The sequence below is a fragment of the Bradyrhizobium sp. USDA 4506 genome (assembly GCF_054058795.1).
This window is the reverse complement of sequence record NZ_JBSSBM010000002.1, coordinates 7,448,737-7,463,416: the sequence shown is the minus strand read 5'-3', so window position 1 is coordinate 7,463,416 and position 14,680 is coordinate 7,448,737. Positions and strand designations below refer to the sequence as shown.

Sequence of the window (14,680 nt, the reverse complement as noted above, 5' to 3'; positions counted from 1 at the left end):
TGCGGTCTGCCAGACCCTCGCTGTTGCTGCTCACGCTCGGCATGCTGGGCGTGGTGCTGCTGAGCGCGCTCGGTATCTGGCAGATCGAACGCCGGACCTGGAAGCTGGCGCTGATCGAGCGGGTCGAGCAGCGCATGCATGCCGCGCCGGTCGCGCCGCCGCCCCCATCGTCATGGCCGGCGGTCACGGCCGCGAGCGATGAATACCGCCGCGTCACCCTACGCGGCACGTTCCTCAACGCCGACGAAACGCTGGTGCAGGCCGTCACGGCCGAAGGTCCCGGCTTCTGGGTACTGACCCCGCTGCAAGCCGCCGACGGAACCACCGTGCTGGTCAACCGCGGCTTTGTTCCCGCTGATAAACGCGATCCCGCGACACGGCGCGATGGCGAGCAGCAGGGCGCCGTCAGCGTCACCGGACTGCTGCGGATGTCGGAGCTGAAGGGCGGCTTCCTGCGCAGCAACGATGCTTCGGCCGGCCGCTGGTATTCCCGCGACGTCGCCGCCATCGCCGCCGCGCACGGACTGTCGCATGTAGCCCCCTTCTTCATCGACGCCGATGCGACGCCAAATCCGGGCGGCTACCCAATCGGCGGGCTCACGATCGTGCGGTTTCCGAACAACCACCTGATTTACGCGCTGACATGGTTCGCACTGACCCTTATGCTGGCGGGCGCGCTCCTGCGCGTCATCAGCGGCAGGAGCCGCGCCGGCGCCTCCGATCCAAGGTGGGGCTCACGGCGCGCCGCCGTGCGCCGCTTGATCGGCGCAGCCCGCAATCTGTCTCGCGACACAGGCCCAGATGCTCGAGCGCACATCGGATCTGCATGACGACAAGGCCGCGACCGGCGCGGCGGTAACGCCGTCCGCCGCGGGCGCGGCCGCCGGCATGCCGTTCGACCTCGCAGCGCCCGCCGACATCGCGACCAATCGCAAGAACATGGCCCTCCTGGTCCAGCTGCGCTGGATCGCCGTGATCGGCCAGATCGCCACCATCGGCTTCGTGCAGTTCTGGATGGGCGTCGCGCTGCCGCTGCTGCCCTTGGCGGCCGTGATCTCCGGGCTGGTGGCACTCAATGTCGTCAGCCTGCTGTGGCTGCGCTACCGCGCCGACATCAACAACCGCGAGCTGCTGGTCGCGCTGGCGCTCGACGTCGCGGCGCTGACCGCCCTGCTCTATCTCAGCGGCGGCGCCACCAACCCCTTCACCTCGCTCTACCTGCTGCAGGTGACGCTTGGCGCGGTGCTGCTCGATGCGCCTTCGACCTGGTCGCTGGTGGCGCTGGTCTGCATGAACTTCGCCTGGCTGACCAGCTATTACCGGCCGCTCGAGCTGCCGCAGCACGGCTTCGCCGATGCCTTCAACCTCTATATCGCCGGCACCTTCATCGGCCTCGTGCTCGACGCCGTGCTGCTCGTGGTGTTCATGACCCGGATCAACCGCAATCTGCGCGATCGCGACCTGCGCCTCGCGGCGCTGCGCCAGCACGCCGCCGAGCAGGATCACATCGTCCGGATCGGCCTCCTGGCCTCCGGCGCCGCGCATGAGCTCGGCACGCCGCTCGCCTCGCTCTCGGTCATCCTCGGCGACTGGCGCCGGATGCCCGCGCTCGCCTCCGACCCTGAAATGTCGCAGGACCTCGGCGAGATGGAGATCTCGGTGCAGCGCTGCAAGTCGATCGTGACGGGCATCCTGCTCTCGGCGGGCGAAGCCCGCGGCGAAGGCTCCTCGCCGACCACGGTCACGGCGTTCCTGACGGCATTGGTGGAGGAATGGCGGACGACGCGGCCCTCGGCCACGCTGTATTTCCGCAACGCCTTCGGCGCTGATCTCGCGATCGTATCCGACATCGCGCTCAAGCAGGCGATCTTCAACGTGCTCGACAACGCCGCCGAGGTGTCGCGCGACTGGATCGAGCTGATGGCCGAGCGCAATGCCGACACGCTGGTGCTGTCGGTGACCGATCGCGGCCCGGGCTTCTCGCACGAGATGCTGGCGCATATCGGCAAGCCGTATCAATCGACCAAGGGCAGCCCCGGCAGCGGCCTCGGCCTGTTCCTGGTGGTCAACGTGGTGCGCAAGCTGGGCGGCGTGGTGACGGCGCGCAACCGGCCGGACATCGGCGCCGCGGTCAGGCTCGAGCTGCCGCTCTCGACGCTTGCGATCGGAGACCATCTTGACGGATGAACGCCAGCTCCTGATCGTCGAGGACGATGCGGGTTTCGCCCGCACATTGAAGCGCTCGTTCGAGCGCCGCGGCTATGATGTGGCGGTGTCGGCCTCGCTCGACGAGGTCCGCCAGCTGCTCGAGCAGCAATCGCCCGGCTATGCGGTGGTCGACCTGAAGCTCGCCGGCGGCGCATCGGGCCTTGCCTGCGTCGAAGCGCTGCACGCGCATGACCCTGAGATGCTGATCGTCGTGCTGACCGGATTTGCCAGCATCGCGACCGCGGTCGAGGCGATCAAGCTCGGCGCCTGCCACTATCTGGCCAAGCCGTCAAACACCGACGACATCGAGGCCGCGTTCCAGAAGGCCGCCGGCAACGCCGCCATCGAGCTTGGCGCGCGGCCGACCTCGATCAAGACGCTGGAATGGGAGCGCATCCACCAGACCCTGATGGAGACCGACTTCAACATCTCCGAAGCCGCCCGCCGCCTCGGCATGCATCGCCGGACATTGGCGCGCAAGCTCGAGAAGCAGCGGGTGAAGTAGGCGATAGAGGCGGATGACGCCGACGACATCCGCGCATGCGCGCCTGCCTCTTGCTTTGTCACGACATCGCGGCAACATCCGCCGCAGTGTCAATGTACTCCTGAAAGCGGACCGCCTTCCCGTCACGGTACTTGAAAACGTGGGCCCATTCGTTCGTTACAGTCTTGCCTGTTTTCTTTGCCCGCGCCGTGAGTGTACCCAGGACCACGACGGTGTCGCCCTGCTCAATCATCTCACGCGGCGCGAACTCGCTGAATTCCAGATTCTCGCCAACCTGGACGAAGAAGTTTGCAATCTGCTGCTTTCCCTTGAAGGTCCCGGCCCAAGGCAGTTTGTCCTGGGGACCCGGGGTTATCCACGTGCAGTCGTCATCGATCAGATCCCTCATGAGCGTCGGAATGTCACCACGTTGAAAGGCCTCATAACCCTTCCTGGTTGCCTCAACATTGGATGTCATCGAATTTCTCCTCGCTGCAAATTGATGGGGTCAGTTTAATGTCGATCAAATAACGGCAGGGCGGTCAGCATAGCACGCCGCGCTCCCGTTGCCGTCGTCATCCATGAAGCAAGACAAGACGATACTGGTCAGGATCGTTTACGTAGCTTCGAGCGTCATTGCGGCTCGCTTCGCTGCCAGTGTAAAGCGACGGCATGAGTAATGCCGACAAGCTCTTCCAACCCGCCCCTGACAATGCCGACCATGCGGCCATGATCGCGGCGGCGATCCGTTGCATCGACGATTTCACCGACCGCTTCAACGCTCGCGATCTCGCCGGCATGGACGCGCTGCTGCACTTCCCGCACGTCATCCTGTCCGGCGAGCAGCTCGTGATCTGGGATGGCCCGGGCCAGCTGCCGCCGTCGTTCTTCAACGATCTGGCGCGCACCACGGGATGGACGAAGAGCACCTATCAGCGCAAGGAGCCGGTGCTGGTCGGGCCGCGCAAGGTGCATCTGCTGGTCGAATACAGCCGCCACCGCGCCGACGGATCGATTGCCAGCCGTCACCGCAATCTATGGATCGTGACCTCCGAGAACCGCCGCTGGGGCATCGAGCAGCGCTCGTATTGAGCACGCGGCGCGGCAGCATCAACGGCGTAGCCGACGGCTACCGCCGAGCCAGGAAGACCCCCAGCAAGAATGCAACGGCAAGCGATTGAAGCGGAGCCGCCCTGGTCGCTTCACTCAAGTGATGCAGCCACCGATCTTGTTGCGGCAAAGGTTCGAATACGCCGCGCTCAGCCATCTGACGGATCGCCTCTGACGCCTGCTCTATGCGTTGTTCAGGACTGGCAGTTGAAGCAATGGAGTTTTCGTTAGCCATCAGACGAACGGGCCTTCTGTATCAGCACTAACGTCCCTCGATTGCGGACTGTTCCTCGGCTCCTTCACTAAAGCGATGCGCTCAGTCATTCCTGAAGAAATTCGCGAACGGACGCGGCGGGGAGTCATCGTCTTCAGACGCCATGATCGGCACTTCGTGGCGTCGCGCCTGCTCCAAGAGCACCGGAGCTTCGCGGCGTTGCTCGCCTTGTTCGATGCGCCGCTGTTGACGCCTCGCCTGCTCGGTCGCGACGCGCGTCGCCTTGCGTTCGGCGTAGCGCTTACGCCGCTCCTTTTCTGCAATGTCAGATTTTCTCGTGTCCACCACGTCCGCCTGCTTCTCGACAGGCGCTTGTACGTCCTTGACCGGCTCCAGTGGCGGCTGCGGCGGTGAGGCTGCGTCTGGCGTGGCGGGCTCTCGTTGGGTGGCAGGCTGCGGTGGCTGCGCGGCTTCTGCCGTGGATGGCAGGATAACGCGCGCTGGTTCCGCAGGCGCTGGCGAAGAGACGCGCGCGGGGGCGCCGGCAGAATCCTTAAGCGCCGAATTCGCCATGAACAGTCCACCACCGAACCCAGCGCCTAGGATAATAAAAGTTGTTCCAACGCCTGCGAAAAAAATGCCTGCCTTTGATGTCATGGTCCGCTCTCCTCATTGGCGAGCGAACGCGCGAAAGTTACCGGCGTTCCGTTTCGGGATAAGTCGGCAACGAGTGCCGCTGGTCCAAGAGTCCAGCGGCGCGGACAGTTTGGAATATCGATCTGCCCGGGCGAAGATCGCGGTCGAGGGGCTGCAACTTGCGGAGAGCCTGCACCCTCACCCGGATTGCATTTGCCATGCAATCCGACCTCTCCCACCAGGGGAGAGGTAAGCGTGCCCCACGGACACGCCGCCAAAGCAAAAAGCCCGGTCTTGCGACCGGGCTTTTGTTTTCAATCCGTCGAACCCTTTCAGGCGGCTTCGTCCTCGACGGCGGTATCGTCGCCATCGGTATCGGCATCCTCGCCGTCGGCATCGCCCTCGCCTTCACCCTCGGCTTCTGCCTTGGCGCCGCGGCGCGGGCTCTTGGCGAGCTGGCCTTCGATCTCCTTGATCGCCTCGGTCTCGGTCGAGTGCTGCACGACCGCGATCTCGCGCGACAGACGGTCGAGCGCCGCTTCATAGAGCTGGCGTTCGCTATAGGACTGCTCGGGCTGCGATTCCGAACGATAGAGGTCGCGGACCACCTCGGCGATCGCGACGATGTCGCCCGAGTTGATCTTCGCTTCGTATTCCTGGGCGCGGCGCGACCACATGGTGCGCTTGACGCGGGCGCGGCCCTTCAGCGTCTCCAGCGCCTTCTTGACCAGCGCCGGCTCCGACAGCTTGCGCATGCCGACATTGGCGACCTTCGCCGTCGGGACGCGCAGCGTCATCTTGTCCTTCATGAAATTGATCACGAACAGCTCGAGCTTGGCGCCCGCGATCTCCTGCTCCTCGATCGCCAGGATCTGGCCGACGCCGTGAGCGGGATAGACCACGAATTCATTGGCCTTGAAGCCCTGACGCTGCGTCACGACCTTCTTCGGCTCCTCGACGCGCGGCGCGGCGGCCGGCTTGGCGGCAGCCTTCGGAGCAGCGGCGGGGACGGCAGCCTTCGGGGCGGCCGGCTTCGGCGCAGCAGCCGTCTTGGTCGCGGCAGGCTTGGGGGCGACCTTGGCAGCAGCGGGCTTCGCAGCTGCCGCTTTCGCGGCAGTCTTGGCAGTCTTTTCTGGCATCACGCTTCTTTTGTTCTTTGAGGACTTTGCAGCCGCCGCCTTCTTGGCCCCCTTCACGGAAGCCTTGGCACGGCCCTTGGTTGCGCTGCGAGCAACGACAGCGGCTTTTTTCGTCGTCTTTGAAGCACTCTTTTTACGCGTTTTCTGTGACACAGCCTGCGCGCGGAAACTGCCACGCCCCTGTTCGAGTTTGCGGGAACCTCGAAGCCACAAGGTACGCATGGCAGGGGGTTCTTGGCCTGTAATGTGTCAGATATAGCACATTTTCCGCAAAAATCAATGGTTTACGCCCGATTCCGGGCATAACAGGGGCCGTTCAGGTCATATGTCCGTCATTAGGGTTAAATCGGCGGCCGAACGGAGGGCCGCGGCGGACCAGAGCCCGACCTTACCACGGTATTCCCTGGCGAATCAGTCGCCGCTGCCGGGATTCGGAGAAAAATATTTCTCGAACTTGCCTTCCTTGCCTTCCCACTCCTTGGCGTCTTCCGGCGAGTCCTTCTTCTGGGTGATATTGGGCCAGCTCTTGGCGTAGTCGCGGTTGACCTCGAGCCACTTTTCCAGGCCCGGCTCGGTGTCCGGCTTGATGGCGTCCGCCGGGCATTCCGGCTCGCACACGCCGCAATCGATGCATTCGTCGGGATGGATGACCAGCATGTTCTCGCCCTCGTAGAAGCAATCGACGGGGCAGACCTCGACGCAGTCGGTATATTTGCACTTGATGCAGGCTTCAGTGACGACGTAGGTCATCCAAAACTCCGGAACGATCGGTTTTTCTGGGGTTGCGTAGCGCAGGAATACCGGGGCCGCAAGGGAAGCGGCCCTCGAAAAACGCCAGTATTCTCACGCTCCTGCCACCCAAATTGAGATAGCAAGCGCTAGATAACTACTCCTTACCGGCCTGCAAATTGCCGGCCTGCAAATCCTCGTACAGCACCCGCGCCGAACTGGCATCGCCGCGCCGCTCGGCAAAGCCGATCACCTTGAGCACGCGGACGCTGTTGTCGAGCGCGACGGTGACGACATCACCCGCCTTCACCGCATGGCCCGGCGATTTCTCACGCGCGCCGTTGATCCGGACATGACCCGATACGACGAGTTCAGCGGCGCTGGTGCGGGCCTTCACCAGGCGCGCATGCCACAGCCATTTGTCGAGGCGCTGTCGATCCAAACTAGACCAAGCGTTAAACCAAGGGTTGGACTATTCCTTCCGGCCTGCGAGCTGCTCTTTCAGGGCAGCGAGCTTGGCGAATGGCGAATTCGGATCGATCGGCCGGTCGCGCTCGCGCGGCGCGCTCGAGGCGTAGGGCCGATGCGACGGGCCGCCCTCGCGCTTGTCGCGGCCGCCCTTGCCGAAATCGCGGCCGCCGCGATCACGATCGCCGCGCTCGCCCTTGCGGTCGCCGCCGAACTTGTTGTCGCGGCGACGCTCGTTGTCGCGGTCGCGACCCTTGCCTTCGAAGCGCTCGCGGCGCTGACCCTTGTCGTCCCTGTTGTCGCGGGCCTGCGCGCCTTCGGCGGGGGCCGCAGCCGGATCCGCGGGCGCGCCCGGACGCGGCGCGCGGAAATCCTGGTGACGGCGCGGACGGCGATGCTGCTCGCGCTTGCTGTTGCCCCCCTCACCGCCGCCTTCTGCGGCCTGGGCGCCCTCGGCGGGCTTGCCCTGGTGACGGCCGCGGTTCCGATCGTGGCCGCGATGATGCGGACGGCGCTCGTCGGAGCGGCCACCGGGACGCCAGACTTCGACCAGCTGCGGCTCGGCCGGCGTCTCCGCGGCGGCGGCAGTGGCTTCAGCTGGTGCTGCCTCAGCACTCGCGGTCTCCGCGGCCGCCTCAGTGGCGGTCTCGGAGGGCGTCTCTGCAGTGGCTTCCACGGCAGGCGCGGACTCGGATACCGCTTCCGAAGCGGGCGCCTCAGCAGCGGGCTCTTCGGCGACAGCGGCGGGCTCCGCGGCAGCTTCTGCCGCCGGCTCGGGCTTGGTCTCGACGACGACCGGCGTCGCCTCGCTGGACACCACCTCGGCAAAGCCGACATCGGGCAGCAGCGCGGCCGACGGTGCGGGATCGCCCGACACTGGCTGATCCGTGGCGGCCTCCGGCGCTTCGGCCACAACCTCGGCGGTGGCACCAACCGGCGCATCCACGGCGGCCTCAGAGGTCGCCTCGACTGGCGGCGTCTCGGCGGCGACCGTCTCGGTGGTCTCGGCCACGGCCTCCGTGGTCTCGGCTACGGCCTCCGTGGTCTCGGCCGGCGCGGCCTCGACGGGCTTCGGCGGCAGCGGCGGACGGCGGTCCATGCGGTAGCCGAGCGCGCGCAGGATCGAGGCAAAATCCTCGCCCGCGGAGCCGGTCAGCGAGGTCATCGCCTGCGTCACGACAAAGCCGCGGCCGTCGAACGCGCCCGCGGGCTTCTCGCCCGGCGAGGTCTCGCGCCAGGCCAGAGCGGGGCGGATCAGGTCGGCGAGCCGCTCCAGGATGTCGACGCGCACCGCGCGCTCGCCGCACTGGCGATAGCCGAGCACGCGATAGGCATCGCGCGGCAACGCCTTGTCGACCGGGAACGAGGTGCGGCCGCTGGAGGCCAGATGCTGCACATTTGACAGCGCCGCCATGTCGGCATTGCTCTGCTTCTCGGCCCACAGCAGCGAGGCCAGCGAGCGCGCCGCGGGCTTCAAGAGCTGCGGGAAATAGATGTGGTAGGCGCCGAACCGCACGCCGTATTTGCGCAGGGCCGCGCGCGAGGGCTGGTCGAGATCCTTCATCTCGGCCGCGATCTTCGCGCGTTCGAGCACGCCGAGCGCCTCGACCAGCTGGAAGGCGATGCCGCGGGCGATGCCCTGCAGGTCCTCGGCCTTGGACAGTTCGAACAGCGGCCCGAGCAGCTTTTCGATATGCGTCTTGAGCCAGAGATCGAGCCGGGTCTGCACCGCTTCGCGCGAGGCGCCGGTCAGCCGCTCGTCGGAGATGATGCGCAGCCGCGGATGCAGCGCGTCCTCGGCGGACACCAGCTTGGCGACCGCATCGCCGGTCCAGCGGATGGTGCCGTCGGAGGTCAGCACGAACTGCTCGTCGGGGGCGGCGCCCAGTTTCTCGGCACGCGCATCGATCTCGCGCGCCAGCACCTGCTGGGCGGCGGCTTGCAGCGCCTTGGCGTCGCTGCCGGCCTCGGCCGCATCAGGTGCGAAGGTGAAACCATCGAGCCGGCCGATCACGTGGCCTTCCACGATCACTTCACCGGTCTTGCCAATTTCCGTATTCAAAACTGAGTTCTCCCGCAGGCGGCGCATCAATACACTGGTCCGCCTGTCAACGAAACGCTCCGTGAGCCGTTCATGCAGCGCATCGGATAATTTATTTTCGAGCTCGCGCGTGATCCCCTGCCAGTGGTCCGGGTCGTAGAGCCAGTCCGGCCGGTTGGCAACAAAGGTCCAGGTCCTGATCTGCGCGATCCGGCCCGATAGCGTGTCGATATCGCCGTCGGTCCGGTTGGCCTGGTCGACCTGGGCGGCAAACCATGCGTCAGGGATACGCCCCTTTTGCATCAGGAAGCCATACAGCGTGGTCACGAGTTCGGCATGGGCGGCCGGTGACAGCTTTCGGTAGTCCGGAACCTGGCAGGCCTCCCACAGCCGCTCCACCGCGGCCGCCCCATGCGCGAGATCGCGCACCTCGGCGTCGCGCGCGACATGCTCGAGCACGCGCAAATCCTCGGCCACCGGGGCCCGCGTCAGTGCCTCATGATTGGGCGATAGCGCCAGCGACACCTGCAACGCGCCGAGCGAGGCGAAGTCCAACTTCGCGTTGCGCCATTGCAGCACCTTGACGGCATCGAAGGTGTGGTTCTGCAGCGCGTTGACGAGCTCCGGCTCGAACGGCGCGCAGCGCCCGGTGGTGCCGAAGGTGCCGTTGCGCGTCGCGCGGCCGGCGCGGCCCGCGATCTGCGCGAATTCGGCCGGCGTCAGCCGGCGGAACTGGTAGCCGTCATACTTGCGGTCGGAGGCGAAGGCGACGTGGTCGACGTCGAGATTGAGCCCCATGCCGACCGCGTCGGTGGCGACGAGGTAATCGACGTCGCCGTTCTGGAACATCGCGACCTGCGCATTGCGCGTGCGTGGCGAGAGCGAGCCCAGCACCACGGCCGCGCCGCCATGCTGACGGCGGATCAATTCGGCGATCGCGTAGACCTCGTCCGCGGAGAACGCGACGATTGCCGTTCTGCGCGGCTGCCGCGTGATCTTGCGGTCGCCGGCGAATTCAAGCTGCGACAGCCGCGGCCGCGTGATGATCGAGGCACCCGGCAGCAGCCGCTCGATCATCGGCCGCATCGTTGCCGCGCCCAGCAGCAGCGTCTCGTCGCGGCCGCGGCGGTTGAGGATGCGATCGGTGAACACATGCCCGCGCTCGAGATCGGCCGCGATCTGGATCTCGTCGACCGCGAGAAAGGACACATCGAGATCGCGCGGCATCGCCTCGACGGTCGAGACCCAGAAGCGCGGCGCCTTCGGCTTGATCTTCTCCTCGCCCGTGACCAGCGCGACATTGTCGACGCCGGCACGATCCGCGATCTTGTTGTAGACCTCGCGCGCGAGCAGCCGCAGCGGCAGCCCGATCAGGCCGGACGAATGCGCCAGCATGCGCTCGATGGCCAGATGCGTCTTGCCGGTGTTGGTCGGCCCGAGCACCGCGGTGACGCCTGCACCGGGCACGCGGTCATTTCCGAACGAAGTTGAGAAAACCATATTTTGCAGGTTGTTTCTTTTGGTCGATGCGCCGCTGTTAGCCGTCATTGCGAGCCAACGGGTCGCGCGAATGCGCGCCCGATGACAGGCTCCGCTGAAGCAATCCATTCGGACCGCTTGCCGCGATAGTGGATTGCTTCGTCGCTTCGCTCCTCGCAATGACGCTGAAATCCGGAAACTGATCGATCATCGACACCATCTGCGGCGAAATCTGTCTCACAATGCGACGCTTTCCGCGCCCCCCTTAAGCTCTGGAACGACTCTAGAACGAATCGCGGCCGAATCGCTGACTCCATTCCGGGCTCGAAACGTTCACCGCAACATCTCGGGTAGGCTGACGGCGGCGGCACTAGATCAAGTTTGAGAGGGCTCCACAAGCACAGGATATGCGGACTGAATTCCTTAAGTTCCAGGGTGGACGAGTCGAATCAGAAGCGGACAAGAGTCAACTGGATTCCGGTGACGTTCGTTGCATGCCCCGCACGCTGAGTGCCCCGTCATTCCGGGGGGCGCGCAGCGCGAACCCGGAATCTCGAGATTCCGGGTTCGATGCTTCCGCATCGCCCCGGAATGACGGCACGATCTACTGCGTCTTCGCCACGCGCGGCGGCGCGGCCGTGGTGACGAAGGAGGTCGCTTCCAGCATGGCCTGGCCGAGCGGGGTCGGGATCGTCATGCGGAACGGCACCAGCAGTCGGGTGCCGGCGATCGGCACGAAGGCGATCTCGATGTTGCGCTGGGCGGCGAGATATTTGATCACCGGGCGATCCGGGATGTAGCCCGAGATCGGCACGAAATAGAGCGCGCAGACCAGCGCCGGGCCATGATAGCCGCGCTCGGCCTTGACGATCTCGACCCGCTTGAAATCGAGCTTGAGGTCGTAGCGCATGCGGCCGTCGAAGATGCCGGCGCCGCTGCGGCAGATGTCCGGGCTCATCAATTCGGCATTGCCGGGCGCGCGCAGGAACGAGCCGGTCATCGGATCGAACACGTTCTTCTTCTGCGCATCGGTCACCGGCAGGCGGTCGGGATCGACCGGCGGCTCCGGCTCGATCGCGGATTCCTTGATGCCGCCATTCGCCAGCACCATCCGGATCGTCTCCGACTTCTTCGAGGTGGTGGTGGTCGCGGTGTAGGAGGAGGCGGCCAGCGCGCCGTTGACGACGCGGCCCTGCGAGGCGCCCGCGCCGGAGCCGCCGGAAAACGCCTTCAAGAGGCCCGCGGTGCCGCCCTGGGCCGAGGCGGAGAAGCTGTCGTCGCCGATTTCGATGGTCCAGCTGCCCTTGCCGACCGGGATACCGGCCAGGGTCGCCTCATACTGGGCGTCGAGCCGCCCCTGCGCGCTGGCGCGCTCGGCGCAGAACAGCAGTAATGCGCCCGCGCACAGGCCGAGCAGCCGGCCGAGCGGGGGCAAAATGGCAATGGCGGTGGTCACTTAACCTACCTGACGGTCCTGCTATCGGCGCTCTATCCGTTGTCCATTTCGGCGTTCAATTCGGCCGGACAACACGCGCATCTCTTATGGAACCTAGACTTGCAGCCGAATACGCCCTTTATATGGTTGCCATATCCGCCGTTAAGTGGCTGGAAGACCTTATGAACCGGCATTTCCGGCGCCCCGCATGCGGCGATATAATCTTGACGCTCGGGTATTCTCCCCCTATACACCCGCGGTTCCTGGAAAATGGACGCGAATTCAAAACCCCCGCGCGGGCCGTGTGATTGCACGCCTGGCAGAGAGGCGGGGATGCAATAAGGATTTTGTAAGATGTCCCGGCGCTGCGAACTGACGGCCAAGGGCCCCCAGACGGGCCACAAGGTGAGCCACTCGAACATCAAGACCAAGCGGCGCTTCCTGCCGAACCTGGCCAACATCACCTTCATCTCCGAAGCGCTCGGCCGCAACGTGCGCCTGCGCGTCTCGACCAATGCGCTGAAGAGCGTCGACCACAATGGCGGCCTCGACGCCTATCTGCTCAAGGCCAAGGCCGACGTGCTCTCGCCCCGCGCCCTCGACCTGAAGCGCGCGATCGAGAAGAAGGTCGGCAAGCCCGCGCCGGTGAAGAAGGCGAGCTGAGCAAGACTGCGAAAGCGGAATTCGCGGAGAGTTTTGAACGGCCGGGTCGATGACCCGGCCGTTTTTGTTTGTCAGCTGCCACCATTCTTCTCACGTAAATCGCCAAGTTATCCTCTGGCGCGATGCCTTTTGCTCAACGTTGGCTTGCACTTGCCCGCTAAATCTACCAAGTTCGTCAGATAAAGGTGGGGTCACGATCATCGAGGACGATTGCGAACTTCGCCCGAATTGCGCATAGGGCGACCATTTGTGCCTCACCAATTTGATCCTGATTCAGTTCAGCCAATCCTCCGATGGGCGGGAAGCAAAAAGCGATCGCTTCCCTATTGATAATCGCGGCGCCAGATTTTTGATGAACTATCCCGACTGCGGGATGATGCGCACCATCGCCTCACGATGGAATTTCCGTCGAATCAAGACTCATCGGACGATTGCCGGTCAAGTCGCGTCACGCGGTTATGCCTCGGAAATACTGATCTACAACTTCGAGCCATAACATGTTTCAGATTCTAGTTCTCAGCGACCTGCATTTGCATCACGGAGACAACGAGAGCGGCGAGCCGTCCTATCTCAGCAGCCTGCCAAGGCTAGCATCGCCAACAAGAAATCCCCTCACGGGAATACCCGATCTTCTAAAGGCTCATGACATTCGTCCCGATTGGATCCTGAGCCCCGGAGATTTGGGAGACAAGTGCGATCAACTGGCGCAAAGCGAGGCATGGAAGCTACTAGAGACAGTGCGGAGAAAGACGCACTCGCGCAAGCTTATTGGCTCAGTCGGCAACCACGACGTCGACTCTCGACGGAATGATGACGCGGGGCGCCCAAATGACGCATTATTATCTCTCAATCCCATGTTCCCGACAACGCCCAAGCGAGAATCCGACCGCTTTTGGCGCGAAGGGTTCGTCTGCATTCAGGACGATCTCTCTGACATCAATCTGGTCGTGATGAATAGTTGTGAGTTTCACGGCGTCACTCCGGCGAAAGGCAAAAAGGAAGAAGCCGCGCGCGGACGCATATCAACAAGGACGATCGACAAGTTCGCGGCGTCTTTAGGCCAGAAGCTCCGATCGAGAAATATTCTTCTACTCCACCACCACATACGGCAACATCCTTGGTTGCCGAACGAGAACAGCCATCTTGAAAACGGCGCGGCACTTCTCGAGGTCTTAAAGCAATCCGGATGGCAATGGCTCGTAATTCACGGTCATCAGCACCTCCCAAATCTGAGCTACTCGGAGGGAGGCGCAATCGCGCCAATCGTCTTCTCCGCCGGGAGCCTAGCAGCTCCAACAACAGTCATAAGATCGAAGCGTCCCCGCAATCAAATGTATTGCATACCCGCTCCTTGACGCATTGACCGCATACCGACATCTCGAGAATGTTGTATTTGGAATGACGAGAGGGTATCGGGTCGTCGTAGTTCCACTTGGACCAAAGATTTTTGCTGCCTTGGCTGTTCTTATCGCCATCCAAAATCTTGGTACAGTTGCGATCTGGCGCGTGGCCGCAAAGCTGGAAGCAGTGGACGTCAAGCCATCCAACGATGTCCTGCGGGTTCAGCTGGATCTCAACGCCGACGTTCCGCAAGAGCAATTGGAATTAACCGCCATGCTGAATGGATAAAGCGATACTTGTAACCGTTGCAGTCAGCCGATGACGTCGCTGGATATGGGATCGAAAATCGCAACGGCCACCAGGTCTGGGCGTGCGCCAAAAACTCCCATTTCCCAGCCGTTTCAACGCGACACCTCCTACCCAATCATCACATAGAGAATATTCCTTTTCCCTCAAAGCCCAACTCACGGGTACAAGCAGGGTGTCCCGCCTCCCCTGAGAGGGGCGTATCACGATCGTCACGGACGTTGGGCGGGGGATGCGGTGGACGCGAGAGATGCGCGAGACGAGCGCGCTGCATCGGACAGTCAAATCGTGTGGTCCTGACGCCCTGGTGGCAGGTGTCCTCGCGAGATGCGAAAGCGTCTTGCGAAGGCGGTGACAAGCAAGCCCGATCTCGCCGGGGATCCGACCGCGCGTGTGGCGTGACGCGAGTGGATTCTTCTTTGCGCGA

The 14,680-nt window shown here is 63.9% G+C and carries 15 protein-coding genes; 8 read left to right on the top strand and 7 right to left on the bottom strand.

From position 1 onward, the window contains the following. Positions 1-23 precede the first annotated feature (23 nt). The 3 genes from ACVIHF_RS37210 to ACVIHF_RS37200 are packed head-to-tail and all read left to right on the top strand — an operon-like array spanning position 24 to position 2,713. Positions 24-830: an SURF1 family protein gene (locus ACVIHF_RS37210; protein WP_456793457.1), complete on the top strand. Its 807-nt coding sequence runs from the start codon at positions 24-26 to the stop codon at positions 828-830. Continuing rightward, on the top strand, positions 802-2,187 hold the full coding sequence (locus tag ACVIHF_RS37205) for an ATP-binding protein (RefSeq protein ID WP_253606107.1): 1,386 nt from the start codon (positions 802-804) through the stop codon (positions 2,185-2,187). Before ACVIHF_RS37210 ends, ACVIHF_RS37205 begins: the two co-directional genes overlap by 29 nt. Further along, positions 2,177-2,713, top strand: a complete 537-nt coding sequence (locus ACVIHF_RS37200) for a response regulator transcription factor (protein WP_253606106.1) — start codon at positions 2,177-2,179, stop codon at positions 2,711-2,713. Before ACVIHF_RS37205 ends, ACVIHF_RS37200 begins: the two co-directional genes overlap by 11 nt. A 58-nt stretch (positions 2,714-2,771) precedes the next feature. On the opposite strand, the gene ACVIHF_RS37195 is transcribed toward ACVIHF_RS37200, so the two are convergent. Beyond that, positions 2,772-3,170: a nuclear transport factor 2 family protein gene (locus ACVIHF_RS37195; protein WP_057015516.1), complete on the bottom strand. Its 399-nt coding sequence runs from the start codon at positions 3,168-3,170 to the stop codon at positions 2,772-2,774. A 194-nt stretch (positions 3,171-3,364) separates the two neighbouring features. Here ACVIHF_RS37195 and ACVIHF_RS37190 point away from each other — a divergent pair, with 194 nt between their 5' ends. Continuing rightward, on the top strand, positions 3,365-3,784 hold the full coding sequence (locus tag ACVIHF_RS37190; RefSeq protein ID WP_253606105.1) for a hypothetical protein: 420 nt from the start codon (positions 3,365-3,367) through the stop codon (positions 3,782-3,784). Positions 3,785-4,118: 334 nt separating this feature from the next. On the opposite strand, the gene ACVIHF_RS37185 is transcribed toward ACVIHF_RS37190, so the two are convergent. The 6 genes from ACVIHF_RS37185 to ACVIHF_RS37160 all read right to left on the bottom strand — a co-directional run bounded on the left by ACVIHF_RS37185 (position 4,119) and on the right by ACVIHF_RS37160 (position 11,943). Further along, entirely contained in the window at positions 4,119-4,673 is a 555-nt protein-coding gene (locus ACVIHF_RS37185) for a hypothetical protein (protein WP_456793456.1), read from the bottom strand. Between the two features lie 311 nt (positions 4,674-4,984). Beyond that, on the bottom strand, positions 4,985-5,791 hold the full coding sequence (locus ACVIHF_RS37180; RefSeq protein WP_080686805.1) for a CarD family transcriptional regulator: 807 nt from the start codon (positions 5,789-5,791) through the stop codon (positions 4,985-4,987). A gap of 411 nt (positions 5,792-6,202) precedes the next feature. Continuing rightward, the gene (gene fdxA, locus ACVIHF_RS37175) at positions 6,203-6,541 is read right to left on the bottom strand and encodes a ferredoxin FdxA (RefSeq protein ID WP_016844914.1); all 339 of its coding nucleotides are present in this window, start codon (positions 6,539-6,541) and stop codon (positions 6,203-6,205) included. Positions 6,542-6,677: 136 nt separating this feature from the next. Further along, positions 6,678-6,962, bottom strand: coding sequence for an RNA-binding S4 domain-containing protein (locus tag ACVIHF_RS37170; protein ID WP_076824784.1), 285 nt, complete (start codon positions 6,960-6,962; stop codon positions 6,678-6,680). Between the two features lie 30 nt (positions 6,963-6,992). Next, positions 6,993-10,529 carry a helicase-related protein gene (locus ACVIHF_RS37165; protein ID WP_456793455.1) on the bottom strand — a complete coding sequence of 1,179 codons (3,537 nt, stop codon included), beginning with the start codon at positions 10,527-10,529 and terminating at the stop codon, positions 6,993-6,995. 583 nt (positions 10,530-11,112) lie between these two features. Further along, entirely contained in the window at positions 11,113-11,943 is an 831-nt protein-coding gene (locus ACVIHF_RS37160) for a DUF3108 domain-containing protein (RefSeq protein WP_375166756.1), read from the bottom strand. A gap of 354 nt (positions 11,944-12,297) precedes the next feature. Here ACVIHF_RS37160 and rpmB point away from each other — a divergent pair, with 354 nt between their 5' ends. From rpmB to ACVIHF_RS37140, 4 genes are all read left to right on the top strand, one after another. Next, complete coding sequence (rpmB, locus tag ACVIHF_RS37155; protein WP_028341882.1) at positions 12,298-12,606, top strand: 50S ribosomal protein L28; 309 nt, start codon at positions 12,298-12,300, stop codon at positions 12,604-12,606. A gap of 247 nt (positions 12,607-12,853) precedes the next feature. Beyond that, positions 12,854-13,102 carry a hypothetical protein gene (locus ACVIHF_RS37150; RefSeq protein WP_456793454.1) on the top strand — a complete coding sequence of 83 codons (249 nt, stop codon included), beginning with the start codon at positions 12,854-12,856 and terminating at the stop codon, positions 13,100-13,102. 1 nt (position 13,103) lies between these two features. Next, positions 13,104-13,961: a metallophosphoesterase family protein gene (locus ACVIHF_RS37145; protein WP_456793453.1), complete on the top strand. Its 858-nt coding sequence runs from the start codon at positions 13,104-13,106 to the stop codon at positions 13,959-13,961. 100 nt (positions 13,962-14,061) lie between these two features. Further along, positions 14,062-14,235, top strand: a complete 174-nt coding sequence (locus tag ACVIHF_RS37140; RefSeq protein WP_456793452.1) for a hypothetical protein — start codon at positions 14,062-14,064, stop codon at positions 14,233-14,235. The last annotated feature ends 445 nt before the right edge of the window (positions 14,236-14,680 follow it).